Source organism: Bradyrhizobium sp. SRL28 (assembly GCF_018596315.1).
Taxonomy (GTDB): Bacteria; Pseudomonadota; Alphaproteobacteria; order Rhizobiales; family Xanthobacteraceae; genus Bradyrhizobium.
The window spans coordinates 73,815-95,587 of record NZ_JAHEAG010000016.1 but is presented as its reverse complement, the minus strand read 5'-3'; the positions used below and the strand labels follow the sequence as shown (position 1 = coordinate 95,587).

Sequence of the window (21,773 nt, the reverse complement as noted above, 5' to 3'; positions counted from 1 at the left end):
GTCATCCGGTGACGAAGGGCGTCGTCGGCGATGTCAAGGCAACGCTGGAAGCGTTGCTGCCCAAGCTGAACGAACGCAGCGATAGCTCTTTCCGCACCGCATATCTAGGGCGCTACGCGAAATACAAGGAAGCGGAAAAGGAAAAGATCGTCGCCGGTCGCGACGGCAGCATTCCCGGAAGCTATTTGACAAGAGTGATCAGTCAGCATGCAGCAAAGGACGCGCTGTTCACCGCCGACGACGGGACCCCGGCCGCCTGGGCCTATCGCCACATCGAAGCCAACGGTCAGCGCCGAATCTTTGCCAGCCTTCTGCACGGAACGATGGCGAACGGCATGCCGTCATCCATAGGACTGCAGAAATCGCAACCTGATCGCCAGGTCGTCTGCCTGGCAGGCGACGGTGGAATTTCCATGCTGTTCGGCGACCTTATGACCATCGTCCAGCAGGAATTGCCGATCAAGATAGCGGTGTTCGACAACGGCAAGCTTGGCTTTGTGGAGATCGAGCAAAAGGCCGAGGGCATGCTCGATACCTTCACCAAGTTGAAGAACCCTAATTTTGCGGAAGTAGCACGGGCGATGGGTCTATGGGGCCGAACGGTTTGCAAGGCGGACCAGCTCGAGGGCGCCGTCAAGCTCTGGCTGTCCCAGCCGGGACCTGCGCTCCTGCACGTGCACGTCAATCCCATGCAACTCGTGATGCCGCCGTTCATGACCGTCGAGCCGGCTGTCGGAATGGCGCTCTATTCGGCTCGCGCCGTGCTGCACGGCCGGGGAGACGATGTCTGGGAGATGGTGAAGGAGAATTTCCTCTGATCAGGCGTCGTCATGATCGATGATCAAGGCGCTTGTCCGGTAATAACTCGTCATGGTCAGCGTCAATCAACCATCATCGCGACCTGAACCAATGCCACTGACACGCGAAGCGGTATTGGACGCAGTTGCGCTGGCGGCAGCGCTTTTGTTTGCTCACGGGCAGACCACGGAACGAATAGTTATTGCTGCCGAGCGGCTTGGCCGCGCCCTCGGCGTGCCGGTGACGGCGCTGCCATACTGGGGTCAGCTCACGGTTGAGATCGACGGCACAACGCTGTCACAAATTGTTCCCGTAAAGCCGCTCGGCGTCGATATGGGCAAGGTCCTTGCTGTCACGACCGTGGTCGATCAGGTCTGCGATGGCAAGCTGGAGGCCGGCGCCGTGCGGTCCGCACTGGCGGCGGCAGGCCACCTGCCGTCGGTATCGACGCTGCGATTCACGTTGTTGGCGGCCGTTGGTGCGGCGTCGCTTGGCGTCATTTTCGGCGCGGTCGATGCAATAAGCCTGCTGCTGATTGCCGCGAGCGCGGCGATCGGCGCGCTTGCGCGCCGATCGCTGTCGGGCTTCAGCAGTAATCCCTTGATCCAGCCGCTTTGCGCTGCAACCATCGCCGGTGCCGTGGCTGGCGCCGCCGGCCGCTTGCAACTGTCGGAGGCGATAACGTTGATCGCGTTCTGTCACTGCATGGTGCTGGTGCCTGGTCCGCATCTTCTCAACGGCGCCATCGATCTCGCGCGCACGCGCATCGCACTCGGCATCGCGCGCCTGGCCTATGCGAACGTCGTGGTGCTGATGATCTGCGCCGGCCTATGGTTCGGGCTCGTCGTCACCGGCGCAACTCTTCCGGCTGGCGGGTCGTCGGCGCCGACGCCGCTGGTTGCTGACGTGATTGCGGCAGGATGCGCCGTCGCCGCGTTCGGCACCTTCTTCTCGATGCCATGGCGTCTGCTGCCGGTCCCGATCGGGGTCGGCATGTTAGCGCATGCGGTGCGCTGGGCTGCGATCTCGATGGCATCGGCAAATGTTGCAACCGGTGCCTTCGTCGCCTGCATCGTCGTCAGCGTCATCGTCACGCCGGTTGCCGACCGGCTGCATCTGCCGTTCGCGGCAGTCGGCTTCTCCGCCGTCGTCTCGATGATGCCGGGCTTCTTTTTGTTCCACGCCGCGAGCGGCCTTGTCGAGTTGGTTTCGATCGGGCCGCGCGCGCCGGCGGTTCTGCTGACCAGCGTCGCCGTGAACGGGGCCACGGCGTTTCTGGTCATCCTGGCCATGACCCTGGGGTTGATCCTGCCGCGCATGCTGTACGAGCACTTTCTGCCCGGGCCCGAATGAAGCGCGGCAAGGATGTTCTATGGATCGCAACGCCGTTCAATATACGTCGGGCGCGCCGCGATACCAATGATCGCGCAGAGACGGGCTCTCGTATTGGGAGTAATGCTAGCATGACCGAATACCTAATCGCCGCGCGCGCGCTGTGATCATCCTCTGGACTAATCTTGCAGTGATGCCAGTCGAGATCGTCTTTGACGCGATTGAAGCCGAATTGGAACACCGCGGCGTCGAACTATAGACGCTCCTGTCTGAGGCCATTCGTTGCGCGAGCTGCCTGGAACGGCATTGCTATCCGAACGAAACTGCGGCGGACGCTAGCGTCAGTTTTAGCCAGAGCGAACAAATCGTGGAGCACGCAATGACAAAGCACCTTGTACAGTTACCGAATCCCGATGCATCATTGCTTCTTCGCGAGTTGAACCACAGAATAAAGAACGAACTCACTTCCGCAATATACGTTGTTTCGGCAAAAGCGGTGCGGTCAGATAGCGCGGCGGTCAAGGCCGCGCTCCTCGATGTCGTAGACCTCCTGCATCATTGCGCCGATGTTCATCGGGCGCTGCGCATGCCGGATCAGGGGAGCCTCACCGATGCCGCGGCGTACCTCCAGCAGCTTTGCTTCTCCATCACGAAATACCGATTGGACCGTCTGGCGATACGTGTCTTGTTTTCAGCGGATGATCTGAAACTTGAAGGAGAGCGCTGCTGGAAGCTTGGGCTGATCATTTCCGAGCTACTGACCAATGTGGCACGACATGCACAATTCGACGATAGACATCCAGAATTGCGAGTGGAGCTGAAGCTTGCGGGCAACGTCGTAAAGTGCAGCGTCTCTGACAATGGCTCGGCACCTGAATCGATCCGGCGCGGTCGAGGGCTAGCGATCATCGGCGAGCTGGCCAACAGTCTGGGCGGCCGCGTTCATACGTCTTGCGCCGCGGAAGGATCGTCCTTCCTTCTCACCTTCCCATTGACTGAGGCCGAGCAACGCGCCGCCGCCGCGTCTCATGCTGTTCGGTTGAAGCGGAGGAGGATGCGCCGGCCTCAACAGTTGCAGGCGGCTGGAACCCAGGATCTGGGGGCGAGCTAGGCGACGTGGCGTTTTCGGATCGAAGCTGCCTCGGCTGACTTGATCGCCAGACGATAATTCTCGTTTCAGACCACGATCGGACTCAACTCGCAGAGCCACACGGATCAACCGGTCTACGACGAACAGCGGAAAGGCCTGCGGCTGGCTGGCCTGCCCGAGGTCTGAAGAGCGGACGCTCAGTCTGCGGCACTGTCAGCGGATGGCTGCATAACGAGCGACGCAGGGATGCGAGATTCACCATGGCGCGAAGCCTTGGCCGACTGTATAAATCCGTAGCTTCTTCCATGACTTGAAGAGGCTGACATGAACGACTTGCACTCGTGGCTTTCGCAGCAGCATCACGGCTTGCGGACCTTCCACACCTTCCAGCAAAAAATCGAAACCTTGATTAGGGAGGAGCCCGGGCAACGGGCCTTGTGCCGGTTGCTGAGCTCTTTGGTCGGCGGCTACATCGAGGCTTTTGACGAGGAACCTTTGCCTGTCGCGGTTGCGGATCGCGCCTATCAACGCCTGCTCGACTTGGTCGCGAGCCTCGATTTTCGAGCCAGTGCGGAGCACCGGCTGGCCGACCTCGATCGTGTTGCAGCGTGCCACCTCTGACATTGACTGTGGGAAGCATGGCAGACGTGACGCCGAGGGTTAACGTCGGTCGCCTGTGCTCGAACATACGTGTCGGGTAGGCGCTTGCGACAGCGCCGCGAGCGCCCTTGTCGAGTTGGTCTCGATCGGGCCGCGCGCGCCGGCGGTCCTGCTGACCAGCGTCGCCGTGAACGAGACCACAGCGTTTCTGGTTATCGGGGCCATGACCCTGGGGCTGATCCTGCCGCGCCTACTGTTCGAGCACTTTCTGCCCGCGCCCGAATGAGAGGCGGCAAGGATGTTCTATGGATCGCAACGCTGTTCAATATGCGTCGGCCGCGCCGCGATACCAAGGATCGGGCAGGGGGCTTCGTGGGCACACTATCAGGACACCATTGACGGGTCCTGTTTCGGTTTGGGGCTTTTCGAATGGGTGGAGACAAATCGATGCGACTTGGGTTGAAAGCGTTTGCGCGCGTTGCTTGGCTAGCATTGTTGGCTTCGCCCGCTTCTGTATTCGCGCAAGGAACTCCGGAGGAACGACGCGCGTGCACCCCCGACGCGCTTCGCCTTTGTAGTGCGTTCATCCCCGATTCGGACCAGATCACTGCCTGTCTTAGACAAAAGAATGCGGAGCTCAGCGAGCCATGCAGGCAGTTCATCCTGGCGGGCATGAAACCGTCCGACAGTAGCGGCAGCGTTGGAGCCCGAGGACGTATCGCACGATGACGCGGGTAGCGAAAACGACCTGAGGACAGCCATGAATTTCGTGTTGGTGAACCACAGAACTCTGCGCAGGCCGTCCTGCTGCGCAGCGTGCTCGCGGCCGCTTCAGCGAAGCTACTTGCGCGATCTGTCCACCCATAGCCGGTATTGCAGCGTCGAGTGCTATGCCGGTCGTGCAGGCGGCAGCACGGTACGATCGCTCGCAAAAGCGGATCCCTTCGATTTCGTTTTTCTGTTCATGGTGCTGCCGAAGTTCACCATCGATGTCGTGTCAGCAGCCTTCGACGGCGCATGGCGCGATTGAACCGGCTCCTTCGAACATCGCCCGTCATCCCCAGTCGGACACCCTGCAATCGTCTCGCACATCAACGTGACAAGGACGTTCTATGCATCGCAACGCAGTTCAAGAAGTGGGCTGGACATCGCGATAGGAACGAACGGGGCGCATATAACATCATCGGGTGCACCATTGAGTACTGTTCTGACCAAATCCTTTCCGCAGGAAAAGCCTGCAGAAGCAAATGAGATCCCGCGGAAGAAACGTGTTGTGATTATTGGCGGCGGATTTGCCGGCATTGCAGCGGCGCATGCGCTGAAGCGGTCCAATGTCGACATCCTGCTGCTTGACCGGCGCAACCATCATATCTTTCAGCCGCTTCTGTATCAGGTCGCGACTGCAGTACTGGCGCCTTCCGAGATTGCGGCGCCGTTTCGCCAGCTTGAAGCGAAGCAAAAAAATCTCAGCGTGTTGTTGGCCGAGGTCAAGGCCATCAATCCGGCAGCTCGCGCGGTCGAGGTGATTTGCCCCGGCGTCGGCAGCCGAAAAGTCGAATACGATTTTCTGGTCGTGGCCACTGGCATGCGTCCGAGCTATTTCGGCCATGACGAGTTCGCGCGGTTTGCGCCAGGCCTCAAGACCCTCAACGACGCTGAAACGATCCGAACCAAGATCCTGAGCGCATTCGAGCTGGCTGAATCGACCGACGACGAGAAGGAACGCGCCCGCCAGATGACCTTCGTCCTGGTGGGCGCCGGCCCGACCGGCGTCGAGCTTGCTGCCTCGATCGCTCAACTCGTCTCGGTGACCCTGCGCAAGAACTTCCGCAACATTGATCCGGCCGAGAGCAGGATTGTGTTGCTCGACGGCGGCGCTCGCGTTCTTTCAACCTTCGCGGAATCCTTGTCGAAAAAGGTCGCCAGGCGGCTTGATAAGCTCGGCGTTGAAGTCTTGACTGGGGTGAAGGTCGAGAGGGTCGACGATCAGGGCGTTATTGCGGCCGGTGAACGGATTCCGAGCGCGACCGTACTCTGGACCGCAGGCGTTGCCGCTTCACCAGTCATCAAGATGCTCGGCACCACCATGGACCGGGCTGGACGTGCATTGGTCGGTCCCTTTCTGCACATTCCCGAGGCGCCCGAAGTGTTTGTGGCGGGCGATGCCGCCGCCATAACCCAGGACGGCCATCCCGTGCCCGGCGTCGCGCAAGCTGCCATCCAGCAGGGACGCTTTGTGGGTCGTTTGATTGCCCACCGCGCCAAAGGACGCAAGGACGGCCGCCCCTTCCGGTACCGAAACAAAGGTAACATGGCGGTGGTCGGCAAGAATTTTGCGGTCCTCGAGGTTGGTTGGCTACGCACTGGCGGCTTCTTGACCTGGCTGGTCTGGGCGGCGCTGCACGTGCTTGCGCTGCCGCAGCTACAGAACCGGTTTCGTGTTCAGACGCAGTGGTTCTGGTCGTACCTGACCGGGCAGCGCAGCTCGCGCCTGATCTCGGAAGCGCCGCGGCCGCCGGAATCCCGCTAGTCGGCTGCCGTCAGATCGCACTCCTGGTCAAGGATTGCTCCGTGGAAACTTCCATCACCTCCGCCCTGGCTGCGCTGGCCGGTACCACGATCGGAGGGTTGACAAGCGTGGTCGCGAACTGGCTGAACCAGAAGAGCCAGATTCGCGCCCAGTGGCTTCACCACGAGAGGAACCGCCGGCAGATCCTCTACCGGGATTTCATCGACGAAGCCGCAAAATGCTACATCGATGCGCTCCAGCACAATGAAGCTGACGTTTCCAGCCTTGTCGGTCTCTATGCAAAGCTTAGCCGGATGCGGGTATCGTCCTCCAAGCCGGTGGTGCAACGGGCCGAAGACATCGCCCGAAAAATTCTCGATACCTATCTGGAGCCGGACAGGAGCTTTGTCGAACTGCACGACATGGCGATCAATGGCTCGATCGACCTGTTGCACGAATTCAGTAACGCATGTCGCGACGAATTCGAACAGTTGCGGGCTCGGCAGTTCTAAAGTAGCGCCGGCGATAGGATCAATGGAAAGCGGGCCCGCCGACGAGGCGGGCCCGCAATGCCAAACCAGCGCTTTCGTCGTCTATACGGTCGCTGGAGATTTGATGGTCCTCGTGAAGTCAGGCGCGCGCTTCTCCAGAAACGCTGTGAGCGCTTCTTTTGCGTCCGCCGAACGAACCTGCGCGCTGAACTCTTCGTTCTCGGCCTTCATTGCGGCCGCGATCTGCTGGCGGAATGGCTGCTTCATAAGCCGCTTGCTGGCTTGCAGGGCGCCAGCAGGCTTCGCTGCCAGCTTCTGTGCCGTCGCAATCGCGATCGACAAGAGGTCTTGATCGGGCACGACCTGGGTGACGAGACCCAACTCGAGCGCACGGCTGGCATCGTAGGGCGATCCCAGCAAGATCAACTCTGATCCACGGATATGCCCGATCCTTGCGGGAACGATGGAGCTCGATCCGAATTCCGGCACCAGGGCGAGATTGATGAAAGGCATCTGGAATTTCGCGCTTTCGCCGGCATAGACGAAGTCACAGTGCAGCAGCATGGTCGTGCCGCCACCGATGGCAGCGCCCTGAACCGCGGCGATCAGGGGCTTGTCGAAATCGATCAGCGCATTCATGAGCTGCGCCTGCGGAGATTCTCCTGGCCCAGGAGGATTCTTGAGAAAATCCTCGATATCGTTGCCCGCGCAGAAGGAATCGCCTGCGCCATGCCAGAGCACGACACGGGTGTGCTCGTCCTTGGCTGCGTTCTTTAGGATGTCCGAGAGGGCCACGTACATGGCCGAGGTCATCGCGTTCCGCCGTTTCGGACGGTTCAACTGGATACGAAGGATGCTTCCTGCGCGCTCGGTAACGATCTCATCCATTGTCGAAGTCCTTGTGCCTTTGGTGAATTTCACCGCGAGGTTTCGGGGCGGCTCCCGCCGCCCCGACAGTTCGTCACGCTAAGCCGCATGCTCCTTTGCTTTCGGAATGGCACCGCTTTCATGCAAACCATCGATTTCGGTTGCGCTAAATCCAAGCTGCCGGAGAACTTCCTCGTTATGCTCTCCAATCTTTGGGGCGCGCTTCGCGGGCACTTTGGCGACGCCATGCACCTGAAGCGGGCTGCTGATTGTGGACGTCAGCTTGCCGCCGGCACCGTTGAGCGGAACGATGATGTCGTTCGCCTGGAGCTGGGGATCGTTGATCACCTCTTGCGGTCCACGCACCGCTCCGAACGTCACGTGAACGCCGTTGAACACCTCGTACCAATGCGCCATCGGCTCGGCACAGAAAGTCTCGTCGAGGATCGCCGTGAGCTGCGGCATATTCGCCATCAGCTTCGCCGGATCGGAGAAACGCGGGTCGGTCAGAAGGTCGGGCCGGCCGATGGCTTTGGCGACGGCTGCCAGCTTGTCAGGTGTGATGATGAGAACGAACCAGGTGTCATCCTTGGTGCGCCAGACGTTCATCGCCGCATTTGCAGGATTCTTGCGATCGTGCAGCCCGAAGAATTTCGCATCGCATAGCGCGGCCTGGATCGAGACGCTTGCGGACCACACGCCTTCGGCGAGCAGCGACGTCGTGACGTGCGCTCCCTCGCCGGTGCGCTCGCGGCGATAGAGGGCGGTGACGATCGCCGAATAGAGCCCGACGGCGGTGGCATTGTCGCCGCTGCCGGCCACCGGCCAGGTGGGGGGTGCCCCGGCATCGCGCGTCATCGACAACAAGCCGCTACGTGCCCAGTATGAAGTGATGTCGAAGCCGGGGAGATTTGCGTCCGGCCCCTTGTCACCGAAGCCCGAAATGTCCGCGTAGATCAGTCGCGGATTCCACCGCACCACATCCTGATATTCGAGCTTCAATCGCGCCCGCGCGGGATGTGGTGTATTGACGATAAGCACATCAGCCCATTTGACGAGCTTTTCGAGCACGTGCTGCGCGCTCGGGGATTTCAGGTCAAGCGCGATGCCGCGCTTGTTACGATTGGCCAGATGCCAGGGATAGGCATCCTCCGCGACCGGCTGCGGGGGCATTTTGTTGGCATGCCTCCAGAGCTCGCCGCTCGGCGGCTCCACCTTGATGACGTCGGCGCCAAAGTCGGACAGGATCACGGCAGCGCTCGGACCGGCGATGAAGCTCGCGAGATCCACCACCTTGAGTCCGGAAAAAATGTTGTCGTTCGGCATTTTTGTCTCCTTAGCGTTGAAGTTCAGGCACGATTGAAACGCGACGATCGTCGTCGGTCAGTTCTTCCAGGGTTTGGGAGATCCAGCCGAGCAGGCGGGTTTGAACCTCCCGGCGGTTGGTCTCGTTCAGCATCTCGTGTCGGCCGCCCGGATAGAAATCGAAAGCGATGTCGCGCAGTCCGGCATCGCGGTAGCGGCCGATCAGTGTGTAGAGTCCCCGCAGTTGCTGTCCGATGGGATCTTCGCTTCCGGAGAGCAGATAGATCGGGAGATCGCCCCGGATCTTGCGGAGTGCGACCGGATCGCACAATCGCGGCGCAATGCCGAGGAAAGACGCAAGAGAGTCGGGGTGAAGGTCTTTGAAGCAGTCGGGATCGCCCATGAACGCATCGACGGCCGCCCGATCGCGGCTCCGCCAGTCGAAGGGCGTGCGCGCGGGTTCGAATGCGGCGTTGAGGAGATTTCGGCCCACAAATGCCAGAAGCGAGGCGCGCGCCAGTCCGTCAAGCGCTCCCGACCCCGAGAGAATCAAACCATCAATCTCCTGGCTGTGATCGATGACGTATCTCTGCGCGGCAAAGGATCCCATCCCGTGTCCCAGGAGGAACAGCGGCAGGTCGGGATTTTCTTCTCTGGCGATCTCGCTCAGGCGGACCATGTCCTGGACGAGAAGTTCAAAGCCGCCCCTGCCAAGTTCTCCCAATTCCGAGTGGGCCGAGAGGCCGTGCCCGCGATGGTCGTTGGCATAGACGGAGAGACCTGCCGCAATGAGCGCATCGACGGTGTCGGCGTAGCGCCCCACGTGTTCGCCCATCCCGTGGGCGATCTGAACAACGGCGCGGACCGGGCCGCGGCTTCCCCAGCGAGCGCACGCGATGCACAGTCCGTCGGAGCTGGTCAGCCAGAACCGTTCTTTCGGAGCTGGGGCAGGAGGAGGCGTTATCATGGCAGATGTCCAGTTTCGGTTGCGCTTGGGAGTCACCGTCCGTGAAACTGTGGCGCGCGTTTCTCGAGGAAGGCGGAGGTGCCTTCCTTCTTGTCTTCCGTCGCCGCGCAGATGCCGAAATAGGACGCTTCGAGCGCAAACCCCTCGGCCTGGCTGGTGTCCATCCCCTTGTTGGCCGCCTCCAGTGAGAATTTTACGGCGATCGGCGCGTTGGCGGAGATCTGCTTCAGGATCGTTTCGGCGCGAGCGATGAGGTCGGCCGCTGGCACGACCTCGTTGACGAGGCCAATGCGATAGGCTTCCTGGGCAGAGATCGTCTCGCCAGTGAGGATGAGTTGCAGCGCGCGGCCCTTGCCGACCAGGCGCGGCAGACGTTGCGTGCCGCCACCGCCCGGCAACAGCCCGAGCTTCACCTCGGGCTGCCCGAACTTGGCATGTTCGACGGCGATCCTGATGGTGCAAGCCATCGCCGTTTCGCAGCCGCCGCCAAGCGCAAAGCCATTGATAGCTGCGATCACCGGCTTGCCGAGATTTTCGATCAGATCGAGCACGCCCTGACCGAACCGGCTGGATTCCTCCGCCTCATAGGCATCGACGTGCGCGAGTTCGCTGATGTCGGCGCCGGCGATGAAGGCCTTGTCGCCGGCGCCGGTGAGGATGACGCCATGCACGGACGCATCAACCTTTACATCTTCGAAGGCTGCCTTCAAATCCGTCCAGGTTGGCGTGTTGAGCGCGTTGAGCACTTTGGGCCGATTGACCGTCACGTAGGCGATCGGACCCATTTTCTCGTACTGGACGTTCGCAAGCGCCAACGCTGCTCTGGGCAAGGGGTTGGATACCGTTGCCGACGAAGGTGCCAACGATGCAGTTTCTGAAACCATAGTCATCTCTCCTGGATAAGGGCAGCCGGCGGCGGAGCGCCGGCGTCGCTGGGATGTCACACGAACGCGCCGTGACCGGTGATGGCTTTGCCGACGATCAGATTCTGCATCTGATACGTACCTTCGTAGGAGTAGAGTGCCTCGGCATCGGCGAAGAAGCGCGCGACATCGTAGTCGGCAACGATGCCGTTGCCGCCTAGGACCTCGCGGCCCCATGAAACCGTTTCGCGCGATTTCGCTGTGCAGAACGCTTTCGCCAGTGCCGCATGGTGATCGCCGAGCTTGCCTTCGTCGTCGAGCTGGGCAAGGCGAAGCATCATGCATTGGCACGCGGTCAGATTGCCGAGCATCTTGGCGAGCAGATCCTGAATCAGCTGGAACGAAGCGATCGGCTTGCCGAACTGCAGTCGCTCCTGGGCGTATTTGAGGGTTGCTTCGAATGCGCCCATCTGGATGCCGGTCGACGCCCAGCCCACCATGTATCGCGTCATCCGCAGTACACGCGCGGTATCGCGGAATGAATTGCCGCCCTGCAGGCGGTTCGCTTCAGACACCCGCACATCCTTGAGGGTAATCTGGCCGTTCTGGACCACTTTGAGCGCAATCTTGTGCTCGATCTTCTCGACGCTGAAACCGGGCGTCGACTTGTTCTCGACAATGAAGCCCTTGACCTGGTTGTCCGCGAGATCGCGCGCCCAGATGATGGAGAGGTCACACCATGGCGCGTTACCGATCCACCGCTTCTGGCCGTTGAGGATCCAGTTATCGCCTTCACGCTTCGCCGTCGTGGTCAGACCGCCGCTCGTTCCCGAGCCGACCAGCGGCTCGGTCAATCCGAAACATCCGATCTTTTCGAAACGCGCCATTTGCGGTAGCCATTTCTGCTTCTGCTCCTCCGATCCATCGAGATAGATCGAGCCCATCGCCAGGCCGCTATGCACGCCCCAGAACGTACAAATCGACGCGTCGATGCGCGCGAGCTCCATGGCGACGAAGCCGAACTGCTTCTGGCTGCCGCCGGCGCAGCCATAGCCCTCAAAGCCGAGCCCGCCGATGCCGAGTTCCTTGAACGAGGGCAGCAGCTCGAAAGGAAACGCGTCGTCGGCCCAGTATTTGTTGATGATCGGCTTGACGTTGGCTTCCAGATAGGTACGAACCTTCTTCACCAGCGCCAGTTCGTCGGGGGCCAGAACCTCGGCGAGCTGATAGAAGTCGCCGTTCGGGACGGGCACCGGCTTCGGGGCATCAGTCTTGCGGGCTGTGGTTGCTGTGGTCATGTCTAGTCTCCAGAGTGAGGCAGTGATCTTGACAACCAATTTGATGCGGAAGCGCTCAGCGTTCTTGAAGCAGCTTGCGGTCTCGGGGACGTTCTTGCCCTGTTGTCTGTTCACGCTTCTGCGAGTCTTCAAAACGAAAAAGCCCCGATAGGCGGTTGCCTTTCGGGGCTTTGATTGGATCAGTCGTCAGGTCCTAGAGAACCCGCTCTCTCAATCTCGGAGAGTTTGCTTTTCCGGCTTGTCTGCGCAGCTCGATGAGGCCCAGCAGGATCTCGTCGCGCTCGGTTTCCAGTTCGCTGATGGAGCGCGATCCGGCTTCAGCGTGGACGCTGTCGATAAGCTTCTTTTGCACTTCCGGCGTCAGCACCGGCGAGCCGAGGGTCTTCCACCAGGCCGTCATTGGGCCGGTGAACTGCTGGAAGAAGTGTTCGATGCCGCCCGGACCGCCGCCGAGATGGTTGAGCATCAGGTTGCCCATAACGCCCCAGCGCAGGCCCGGGCCCCAGGAGAGAGCCGTGTCGACATCGGCGGCGCTCACGACGCCCTCGGCAACGAGGTAATAGACCTCACGCGCCAACGCAGCTTGGAGGCGGTTGGCAACATGCCCCGGCATTTCCTTATTGAGGCGCACCGTGCGTTGCCCGATCGACGTGTAAAATTCCGCTGCGCGCCGGATTGTTGCTTCCGAGGTCTTTGCCCCGCCGACGATCTCGACCAGTGGGATCAAGTGGGGCGGATTGAACGGATGGGCGATGACGCAGCGCTCGGGATGGGACGCGGCGCCCTTCTGGATTTCGCTCATGGTGAGCCCCGACGAGCTCGACGCCACGATCACGTCGGGCGGCAGCAGCTCGTCCAACTGCCCATAGAGCTTCTGCTTGAAATCGATCCGCTCGGGCCCATTCTCCTGGACGAGGTCAGCACCGGCGAGCGCCTGCGCGAGGTCGGTCGTGAACGTCAGGTTCGACTGCGACGCTCCGGGCGACAGGCCCAATCGCTTGAGCGCCGGCCAGGCGGTCTCGACGAATTTCCTCAGCGCGGCTTCTGCGTTCGGCGCGATGTCCGTCGCGACGACCTGCAGTCCCTTGGCGAGAAACAGCGAGCTCCAGCTCGCGCCGATCACGCCGGTGCCGATGATGGCGATGCGACGAATGGGTTTGGTTTGCGACATATCACTTCTCCTTCGGGATTTCGGCATAGGCGATGCCGGTGAGGTTGCCCTGGGCGTACAGGAAGTTGCGCTCGCCGGATCCGTCGAGGCGAGCGGAGTAGATCGAGCCGGCAAAATCAGTGACGAACATGCGATCGCCGGGCACATCCAGCGCGATGCCGATCCCTTCCATGAGATGGGTCACGACGATTTCGGGCTCAGCCGGCTTGTTGTCGATGGAAGCGCGGCTCACCGTGTTGCCGCGCGGCGGATCGCCGCGGTCGGTCCAGTAGATGACGCGGTTCTTGTGATCGAGCTCGATGTCGATCGGCTCCGGCAGCGCGTCGAAGAAGACCTCGATATCGGCGCGGTTGGTTGGCGTTTCGCCGGCGGGTATTTCAACATTGGCACGGAAGAGCGAGCCGCGCCCGGCGTTGTCGGGGCCCTTTTGCGTCCAATAGATCTTCCCGTCCTTTCGATCGATCGAGAGCCCGACACACCATTTTGTCTGATCGCGGCGGTCGGCATCTCCACGCCCCGCTTCGATAAGCGTCTCTAGTTTCGATCCGTCGAGATCGCAGCGCATGACGCGCATGCCCTCGCGGTCGCACCAGTAAAGCTTGCCGGCTTTCTTATCGAGAATGATCTGCTTCGGGGTGTGGGTGTCTCCAACTGCAACAATGACCTTGCGGTTCTTGCCGTCGAGATCGGCGCGTTCGACGGACCCGTCGTTCAGGTTGGGAACGCCCATATTGGTCCAGTAGATATGACCGGCCTCGACATCAACGACGATGCCGTCGGGAAGGTGACAGCCTGTCACGATGGTCTGGCGGTCGGAACCGTCCGTGTTCATCACATGAATTTTCCCCGCGTTTATCTCAAGAACGAAGAGGCGAGGGATCGTTGTTTGCGTGCTTGCGTTCTTGACGATGTTCAAGGCCACTTTGGGCATGGGTTCACCTTTGTACGTTTTCATCCGAAGTGAGGTCGATCTCGTTCAGGCCTGACTGTGACGCAGCGGCTCTGCGCCTTATTGAATGGGATTGCCGTCGTCGGGACGGTCTTGCTCTGCTTTTGGTCCTGCATCAGCAATCAAAGCTGGCTTCCGCTCCGGAAGGAGCGTGGAGGCGAAGACCTGAAGCCAGATCCAGAACGTGATAAGTGGAAAGAGGATCATCGGATCAACCTCTCGAGAACGAAGGCACCGCGGCAACCGCTCAGCCGCCGCACCTGGTCGCCAGCAGATCGTTGAAGGCGTTGATCTCTGAATCGAGCGCGGTGATATCCGCATCACCAGTGCAGCCGGCAGCCGCCTGACGCGTCGTTACCGATTCATAGAACGAAGCCGCGTAGGCGCGGCATGCGGCTTCAGGGTCCGTGGCCTTGCTGAGCTGACTGCGTACGGCAGCCCAGTGCGCCCGAATGGCGGCGATTGCGGGCGGCGACACGCATTGCGAAGCGGCGGCGGGAACGGTGGACGCATTGATTGTCGCCGACGCCAGTAGAATGGCAAGTCTGATCATCATGGGGCAGCTCCAGTGTTGCGGGATGCTGCGATGACTTTTATGGCTTCAGCGAATCGATCGCGCGAATGTCTTTGCCGGCTTTGGGACGTGCTTGTTCGAAAGGCATTTGCGAGACGAGGTCTGTGTGCCCCCAAGTCGACAGATGCGGATTGCAACTACAATTCGAGGCAGGTTTGTATAATAGGCGAGCGTCTCGCTCTGTTAGGGTTGATCGCGTCGGATCAACCTCGACGATAGCCCTCGAATCGACGAAGGCTCCGACATTTGACCTGCAAGATTGAGCCAGTCCTCCCGAGACGCTCAGGTATTGACGCCGGCACACGGACCACGACGTCGACCAGATCGTTCAGGCCGATAGAACGCTATCGGCCTTTTTTGTGCGGGCGTGGCCATTTCATTCGCTGCGCAATTGCGCTGGCCTCTGCGACCACTTTGATCTCGTCGGTCTGTCCTCCGATCGCATCGGAATTATCGCTGCGCGAGGGCGCAACTTGCCATAAAGCGCGGTTAGTTGATCGCGGTGAAGAGCAGCATCAATGGTAGGATGAATGTGCCTGCTGCCAGTAGCACGAAGGCGAGCTTCGAGTGAGGGGTCGCGACCTGTTCGATCGAGAAGGCGAACGGGAGCAGGTATGGCCAGAACAACGAGATCGCGAGCATTCCGAGAGCCGCCGCAAAGGTAAGCGCGGCCAGCAGCCCATTGCATGGCAGGTCACGATCCAGGCTGCTGAAATTGGCGCACGCCATCGGTGCTATCTCCATCCATTTAATCAGTTTCAATGCTGCATCCTCATGCTCATCGGCTCGCCCGACGGCATCGTCATGTTCGCGTTCATATCGGCCACAATCCACATTGTGCCGGCGACCACCACGAATACGATAAGCACGCCAAAGGCGAGCGCGAGTACGTTGTTGGTGCTTTCCGGCCCGCTGGTGATGTGCAGGAAAAACACCAGGTGAATGCCCATCTGGGTAATGGCGAGGACAGCGAGCCCGAGGAATACGCCGCCTGGCCAAAGCAGTGTCGTGTTTGCAGCCCAGAACGATGTCGCGGTGAGAAGCACCGCCACAAATAAGCCGATCGTGTAGACGAGAAATTCGGATGGAGCCGATGGATGCATCTCGCGGCTCGGCTTGTCTCCGGGTGCGCGTTCGTGTCGAGCTTCGGTCATGAGCTAACTCCCATCAGATAAACCACCGTGAATACCCCGACCCAAACGATGTCGAGCGCGTGCCAGAACAAAGAGAAGCAGAGCAGGCGGTGCTGCACCCTCGCAGCAAATCCGAATACCGAGGCCTGCACCATCATCACGATCAGCCAGATCAGTCCGAGGGTGACGTGCAGCCCGTGGCAGCCGACAAGCGTGAAGAAGGCGGAAAGAAAAGCGCTGCGCTGCGGCGTCGCGCCGCGAGCGATCATGTCGGCGAATTCGCCGATCTCGAGTGTAAGAAACGCAGCGCCGAGAGCGAAAGTGATCACGGCACCTAGATACATCCCAACACGATTTCGCGAATTGATGGCGAGCGACATCAGTCCGCAGGTGTAGCTCGAGACGAGCAGGCAGGCGGTTTCGATCGCAACGGTGGCCTGATTGAACAGCTGGGCGCCGCTCGGACCGCCTGCCGTGGAGCGCACGAGGACCGCGTAGCTCGCAAACAGCGCGGCAAACATGACGATGTCGCTCAGCAGGAAGATCCAGAAGCCATAGGCGACCACGATCCTCTTCGGAGCGGGCCCCGCTTCACTTGCGCTTGGCAGCGCCTCTAGCGGGACGCTATCGATTGCGGTGGCGATGTTCATACTGCAGCTCCTGCCTGGTGGGCCCGTTCGAACTGAGCAATCTGCTCGGCGGGCACCTCGAATTCAGTGTGTCTGCGGAATGCAAAGGCAAGCAGCGTCACGAATGCACCCAAGAGACCCAGACCTGCCATCCACCAGATGTGCCAGATCATCGCGAAGCCGATGACAACGGCGAAGAAGGCGCTGACAAAGCCGGTGGCGCTGTTTTTCGGCATTTCGATGGGCTCGTACGCACGTGATGGCCCCGGCTTGCCCTGCTTTGCCTGCTCCCGCTTGCTGGTCCAGAAAGCGTCTTTTCCGGTAACATTCGGGGCGAGAGCGAAATTCCAGGCTGGCGGCGGCGACGCCGTCGCCCATTCGAGCGTTCGGCCATTCCATGGATCGCCGGTAACGCGCAACTTGTCCCGGGCGCGGATCGATACGACGAGCTGCACGACCTGGCAGACGATCCCGCCCAGGATAACGACGGCGCCGACCATCGCTACGATCAGCCAGGGCTGCCAAGCCAGATTGTCGTAATGCTGCAAGCGCCGGGTCATGCCCATCAGGCCTACCAGGTAGAGCGGCATGAATGCGAGATAGAACCCGATGAACCAGCACCAGAACGAGGCTTTGCCCCAGCGTTCGTCAAGCACGAAGCCGAAAGCCTTGGGGAACCAGTAGTTGTATCCGGCCATCAATCCGAACACGACGCCCCCGATGATGACGTTATGGAAGTGCGCGATCAGGAACACGCTGTTATGCAGCTGGAAGCTGACCGGCGGCACTGCGTGGAGCACGCCAGTCATGCCACCGATGACGAAGGTCACCATGAAGCCGATCGACCACAGCACAGGCACCGTGAACCGAACCCGGCCGCCGTACATCGTGAACAGCCAATTGTAGATCTTCACGCCCGTCGGCAAAGCGATGACCATACTCATGACGCCGAAGAAGCCGTTGACATTCGCACTGGCGCCCATGGTGAAAAAGTGGTGCAGCCAAACCAGGAAGGAGAGGACGCAGATCGTCATGGTCGCGGCCACCATCGAGCGGTATCCGAACAGCGGCTTGCCGGAGAAGGTCGCGATGACCTCGGAAAAGATTCCGAACGCCGGCAGGACCAGGATGTAGACTTCCGGGTGTCCCCAGACCCAGAACAGGTTGGCGTACAACATCTGATTGCCGCCGGCGTCGTTCGTGAAGAAGTGGAAGCCGAGATAACGATCGAGCAGCAGCATCGCGAGAACCGCGGTCAGCACCGGAAAGGCCGCCACAATCAGCAGATTGGTGGCAAGCGAAGTCCAGCAGAAAACCGGCATGCGCATGTAGCTCATCCCAGGCGCGCGCATCTTCAGTATGGTCGTGACGAAGTTGATGCCCGCCAGCAAGGTGCCGAGACCGGAGATTTGCAATGACCACAGATAGTAGTCGACGCCGACGCCGGGCGAATACTGTAATTCGCTGAGTGGCGGATAACCCCACCAGCCGGCTTTCGAGAACTCGCCGACCGCCAACGAAAGGTTGATCAACAGCGCGCCCGAGGCGGTCAGCCAAAAGCTGACGGAGTTGAGGGTGGGGAAGGCGACATCGCGAATGCCAAGCTGCAGCGGCACCGCGAAGTTCATGATTCCCACCACGAATGGCATCGCCATGAAGAAGATCATGATCGTGCCGTGCGCCGAGAAGATCTGGTCAAAATGTTCGGGCGGCAGATATCCCTGTGCACCGCCGGCGGCAACCGCCTGCTGCGCGCGCATCATGATCGCGTCGCTGAAGCCGCGCAGCATCATGACGAGCGCCAGTATGCAATACATGACGCCGATGCGCTTGTGGTCGACCGAGGTGAGCCATTCGCGCCATAGATAGAGCCAGGCTCCCTTCATCGTGATGAATCCGAGGACAGCCACCACGACAAGGACCATGAACGCTGTTGCGCCCATGATGATCGGCTCATGGAGGGGAATCGCGTTCCAATCAAGCTTGCCAAGGAGATTCATCGTTCTGCCCTCTGCGATGTTGAACAAATTGATAGAGAGGATTCTTGTGTGCCCATGCCAGCGTTGACGATGCTGCCGAACAGACCGGAGGCGACGGCGCGATAGGTGAATGGAGCGACCGCCTTGCTCGGTTTGACCAGGTCGGCATAAGCCTGCTTATCGAGTGCCGAACCAGTCTCGCGGGTCTGGCGAACCCATTGCGCAAATCCGTCGTCCGTCACTGCATCGACCGTAAAGTGCATGTCGGCAAAGCCGTCACCGCTGAACATGGTGGATAGCCCTGGATAGGTTCCGAGATGGTCGGCCTGCAGGTGGAGGCGCGTCGCCATTCCGGACATCGTGTAGATCTGGCTGCCGAGCTGAGGCACGTGGAAGCTGTTCATGACGCTCGATGAGGTCAGTTCGAAGCTGATCGGCGTGCCAACCGGTACGACCAGCTTGTTGACGCTCGCGATCCCCTGCTCGGGATAGATGAAGAGCCATTTCCAGTCGAGTGAGACAACCTGAACGGTGATGGGCGTGACCGTTGAACTAATCGGCTTCCCTGGATCAAGGTCGTGTGAGCCGACCCACGCGACGCCGCCCACGAGCAGCACTGTCATGGCGGGGATCGACCAAACCAGCAGCTCGAGACGCCCGGAATACTCGAAATCCGGCAAGTAGGCTGCGCGCCGATTCGATGCGCGAAACCAGTAGCCGACGGCGAGCGTGGCGAGGATCGTCGGAACAACGATCGCCAGCATGATGCCGAGCGAGTTGAGCAGAATTTGTCGCTCGGCGAGGGCAATCGGCCCTTTTGGGTCGAGCACGCCTTCGGTGCAGCCACCGAGCGTCGCGGCACCGATCAGGACCACAGCAAGCAAACCATATCGCATGTTAGACCTCGCTTGTGCTGAGGTTGATGAAACTGTGCGTGCTGCGAACGGCGCCTGGCAGGAGCTCGGCATGCACCGATCCGACGATGTAGCCACTAAGCGACGACCGCATGGGCGACAATGAGCCACCACCGTGGTCGACCAGGAGCGCTGCAAACAGCACGAACAAGTAGGGGATGGAGAACGCGAATAGCCTATGAGGAGCACGGCGATCGGTCCCAATGCTCCTGTTCAGCTGAAGTGCGAGCAGAAGGAAAAGCGCGCCGCAGATCGCGGCGATCGCGCCATAGATGGTCCCTGCAAATCCGAGCACCCAGGGCAGCTCCGAGGCAAGAACCAGGAGACCGCTATAGATCAGGATCTGGCGCGTTGTTGCAGCACGTCCGGCGACAACCGGCAGCATCGGCACGCTTGCACGCGCATAGTCGTCGGTGCGATTAAGCGCCAGGGCCCAGAAATGGGGGGGCGTCCAAAGGAATATAATGAGGAATAGCGTAAGCGGCTCGAGCCCGATTTCTCCCGTTGCCGCGGCCCATCCGATAACGGGCGGCAGCGCACCGGCGGCACCGCCGATGACGATGTTCTGTTTCGTGGCGCGCTTCAGCCATGCCGTGTACACGACAACATAGAAGAGGATCGTGCAGGCCAACAGCGCGGCTGCCGCGAGGTTCGTCGCGAGAGCGAGAGCCACGACTGCGATAGTGCCAAGGACAACTCCAAAGACGAGTGCCTCGACCTTCGAGACCCTGCTCCGGGGAATTGGCCGCATCGCGGTGCGGGTCATGACCGCATCGATATCGGCGTCGTACCACATGTTGAGCGCGCCAGCGGCTCCGGCCCCGGCGGCGATGCAGAGAACCGCAATAAAAGCGCGCAAGGGATCGAGCTGATCATGTGTACTGATCAGTCCAACGACCGCGGTGAAGACAGCGAGCAGCATGACGCGCGGTTTGGTGAGCTCGAAGAAGTCGGACAAACGCCGATGTTCGGCGAGACGGTCCGCGGAATGAGAAGACACGGGAACAGCCGGCCTTTCGCAAAATTGGTCAGCGATGGTCTTGACGTTCATTGCGCTTGCTCCGGTTGATCCGAAAATGAGAGACGTCATCGTCGCACCAGACGAACGGTGGGGAACCACTGGTTCCGCATATGCGTCTAGAAGAGTTCATGGTGGCTCGCGCATGCATGATCGACTGACACGAACTCGCTAAGAGCTCCGCAGCAATGTGATGCGAATGCTGGCGATGGTCTTGAATGCGATTGCCGCGGCTGGAACAGCTTTGTCCTCCAGGGGACCTACCAGCTGCTGGCTATGGCCGATCCTCTTCCGGGGCGGCCGCCATGCTGCGATGTCCGCTCCCTAGGCGGATGCAGGCCCCTCCAGACGGCGCGCTGGCCGAATGGAAGGTCAACGAGCACCAGCTGGTTTGATCGACGCGATCCTTGACCCGAGGGCCCTAGAGTTTTTGTATCCCCGGCCAAATCTGGTGACCGCACCGGATGACCGGCTGAATTTGCCTGTTATGTCGTGACGATACCCAATTAACCTAAAATATTTCCCTGTTAGCTGGAGTAGGGAATTGACGCGAAGCGCTGCAGTGCAGCTGCTTTCTTGGCTACACGTCATGTCTCCGAGCCGCCAAAACCGGGCGGTTTCCCTGTAGAATTCCCTGTTAGCAGGGAAACTGCCTGGAGACAGGCGCGGTCACCACTGCGTCGCCAGCCAGCCATTCCTGTTTTTTAGAGAATTTCGTTTTCTTGACGAGAAAGGCCCACCAAATGCGGGCTTTTCTTATCCTGGAAAGTCTCCGGAGACCGGCGTTCGCACTTTTTGGCCAAAAATTCCCGAAAGTCTCCAGCCGAATCTAGGAAAACTCCCGTTTTTTGGAGACCCGCCTTGGAGACCGAAGAATAAGTCCACTGCGCGCTAGTGGTGGCATTGAGTTTCAGTCTTGATCGTTCGGTTTCAGGTTGTCGCAGCAGTGACGACGCAGATCGCAATGTTGCAGGTAGTCTCGTGACCTCTTTGCGCCCCCTCAGAAATGTAAGCCGATCAAGGAGCGCTGATTCCGGTGGCCTCGCCACAGCGCGTTTTCTATGCTAACGTCGCCGATTCCTCGATGGCTCTTCACAGCTCTAGGCGAGACCAAGACCATTGCGTTATTTTCAGTATCGATGGATCAAATCATCGGTTTGACGGTGGGATCGAATGGTCGTTGGTGTCCAACGATTCGCGGCATGACTCTTGTTTGGACCATCAACGCGCCGGACGCAGGAGCTGATCGCATGCTCTCGATTGAAGATATGGTCTGGAACAGCCAG

Annotated in this window: 22 protein-coding genes; 8 read left to right on the top strand and 14 right to left on the bottom strand. The window is 60.2% G+C overall.

The window, feature by feature from the left end:
* Nucleotides 1-8 precede the first annotated feature (8 nt).
* From KIP88_RS46655 to KIP88_RS26550, 8 genes are all read left to right on the top strand, one after another.
* Nucleotides 9-818, top strand: a complete 810-nt coding sequence (locus KIP88_RS46655) for a thiamine pyrophosphate-dependent enzyme (protein ID WP_374226519.1) — start codon at nt 9-11, stop codon at nt 816-818.
* Nucleotides 819-909: 91 nt separating this feature from the next.
* Complete coding sequence (locus KIP88_RS26580; protein WP_214491040.1) at nt 910-2,151, top strand: threonine/serine exporter family protein; 1,242 nt, start codon at nt 910-912, stop codon at nt 2,149-2,151.
* A gap of 358 nt (nt 2,152-2,509) precedes the next feature.
* On the top strand, nt 2,510-3,241 hold the full coding sequence (locus KIP88_RS26575; protein WP_214491039.1) for a sensor histidine kinase: 732 nt from the start codon (nt 2,510-2,512) through the stop codon (nt 3,239-3,241).
* Nucleotides 3,242-3,544: 303 nt separating this feature from the next.
* Entirely contained in the window at nt 3,545-3,841 is a 297-nt protein-coding gene (locus KIP88_RS46650) for a hypothetical protein (protein WP_249791032.1), read from the top strand.
* A 115-nt stretch (nt 3,842-3,956) separates the two neighbouring features.
* Nucleotides 3,957-4,106 carry a hypothetical protein gene (locus KIP88_RS26565; protein WP_214491037.1) on the top strand — a complete coding sequence of 50 codons (150 nt, stop codon included), beginning with the start codon at nt 3,957-3,959 and terminating at the stop codon, nt 4,104-4,106.
* Between the two features lie 558 nt (nt 4,107-4,664).
* Nucleotides 4,665-4,850: a hypothetical protein gene (locus KIP88_RS26560; protein ID WP_214491036.1), complete on the top strand. Its 186-nt coding sequence runs from the start codon at nt 4,665-4,667 to the stop codon at nt 4,848-4,850.
* Between the two features lie 165 nt (nt 4,851-5,015).
* Nucleotides 5,016-6,350: an NAD(P)/FAD-dependent oxidoreductase gene (locus tag KIP88_RS26555; RefSeq protein WP_214491035.1), complete on the top strand. Its 1,335-nt coding sequence runs from the start codon at nt 5,016-5,018 to the stop codon at nt 6,348-6,350.
* Between the two features lie 41 nt (nt 6,351-6,391).
* A complete protein-coding gene (locus KIP88_RS26550; RefSeq protein WP_214491034.1) occupies nt 6,392-6,841 on the top strand; it encodes a hypothetical protein in 450 nt (149 codons plus the stop codon).
* An 81-nt stretch (nt 6,842-6,922) separates the two neighbouring features.
* Here KIP88_RS26550 and KIP88_RS26545 read toward each other — a convergent pair whose 3' ends face one another.
* The 14 genes from KIP88_RS26545 to KIP88_RS26480 all read right to left on the bottom strand — a co-directional run bounded on the left by KIP88_RS26545 (nt 6,923) and on the right by KIP88_RS26480 (nt 20,469).
* On the bottom strand, nt 6,923-7,708 hold the full coding sequence (locus KIP88_RS26545; protein ID WP_214491033.1) for an enoyl-CoA hydratase: 786 nt from the start codon (nt 7,706-7,708) through the stop codon (nt 6,923-6,925).
* Nucleotides 7,709-7,786: 78 nt separating this feature from the next.
* Entirely contained in the window at nt 7,787-9,013 is a 1,227-nt protein-coding gene (locus tag KIP88_RS26540) for a CaiB/BaiF CoA-transferase family protein (protein WP_214491032.1), read from the bottom strand.
* Between the two features lie 10 nt (nt 9,014-9,023).
* Complete coding sequence (locus KIP88_RS26535) at nt 9,024-9,959, bottom strand: alpha/beta fold hydrolase (RefSeq protein ID WP_256473444.1); 936 nt, start codon at nt 9,957-9,959, stop codon at nt 9,024-9,026.
* A gap of 32 nt (nt 9,960-9,991) precedes the next feature.
* Nucleotides 9,992-10,744, bottom strand: coding sequence for an enoyl-CoA hydratase-related protein (locus tag KIP88_RS26530; protein ID WP_374226518.1), 753 nt, complete (start codon nt 10,742-10,744; stop codon nt 9,992-9,994).
* Between the two features lie 155 nt (nt 10,745-10,899).
* Nucleotides 10,900-12,120, bottom strand: coding sequence for an acyl-CoA dehydrogenase family protein (locus KIP88_RS26525; protein ID WP_214491029.1), 1,221 nt, complete (start codon nt 12,118-12,120; stop codon nt 10,900-10,902).
* Between the two features lie 193 nt (nt 12,121-12,313).
* The gene (locus KIP88_RS26520; RefSeq protein WP_214491028.1) at nt 12,314-13,291 is read right to left on the bottom strand and encodes a 3-hydroxyacyl-CoA dehydrogenase NAD-binding domain-containing protein; all 978 of its coding nucleotides are present in this window, start codon (nt 13,289-13,291) and stop codon (nt 12,314-12,316) included.
* Nucleotide 13,292: 1 nt separating this feature from the next.
* Entirely contained in the window at nt 13,293-14,123 is an 831-nt protein-coding gene (locus KIP88_RS26515; RefSeq protein ID WP_249791031.1) for a 3-hydroxyacyl-CoA dehydrogenase, read from the bottom strand.
* A 364-nt stretch (nt 14,124-14,487) separates the two neighbouring features.
* Nucleotides 14,488-14,796: a hypothetical protein gene (locus KIP88_RS26510; protein ID WP_214491026.1), complete on the bottom strand. Its 309-nt coding sequence runs from the start codon at nt 14,794-14,796 to the stop codon at nt 14,488-14,490.
* Nucleotides 14,797-15,303: 507 nt separating this feature from the next.
* On the bottom strand, nt 15,304-15,543 hold the full coding sequence (locus KIP88_RS26505) for a hypothetical protein (protein WP_214491025.1): 240 nt from the start codon (nt 15,541-15,543) through the stop codon (nt 15,304-15,306).
* A 29-nt stretch (nt 15,544-15,572) separates the two neighbouring features.
* Nucleotides 15,573-15,968, bottom strand: a complete 396-nt coding sequence (gene cyoD, locus KIP88_RS26500; protein WP_214491024.1) for a cytochrome o ubiquinol oxidase subunit IV — start codon at nt 15,966-15,968, stop codon at nt 15,573-15,575.
* Complete coding sequence (cyoC, locus tag KIP88_RS26495) at nt 15,965-16,597, bottom strand: cytochrome o ubiquinol oxidase subunit III (RefSeq protein WP_214491023.1); 633 nt, start codon at nt 16,595-16,597, stop codon at nt 15,965-15,967. The genes cyoD and cyoC overlap by 4 nt, the downstream gene beginning before the upstream one ends.
* Nucleotides 16,594-18,576, bottom strand: coding sequence for a cytochrome o ubiquinol oxidase subunit I (cyoB, locus tag KIP88_RS26490; protein WP_214491022.1), 1,983 nt, complete (start codon nt 18,574-18,576; stop codon nt 16,594-16,596). The genes cyoC and cyoB overlap by 4 nt, the downstream gene beginning before the upstream one ends.
* The gene (gene cyoA, locus KIP88_RS26485; RefSeq protein WP_214491021.1) at nt 18,573-19,451 is read right to left on the bottom strand and encodes a ubiquinol oxidase subunit II; all 879 of its coding nucleotides are present in this window, start codon (nt 19,449-19,451) and stop codon (nt 18,573-18,575) included. Before cyoA ends, cyoB begins: the two co-directional genes overlap by 4 nt.
* 1 nt (nt 19,452) lies before the next feature.
* The gene (locus KIP88_RS26480) at nt 19,453-20,469 is read right to left on the bottom strand and encodes a heme o synthase (protein WP_308163646.1); all 1,017 of its coding nucleotides are present in this window, start codon (nt 20,467-20,469) and stop codon (nt 19,453-19,455) included.
* Nucleotides 20,470-21,773 lie beyond the last annotated feature (1,304 nt).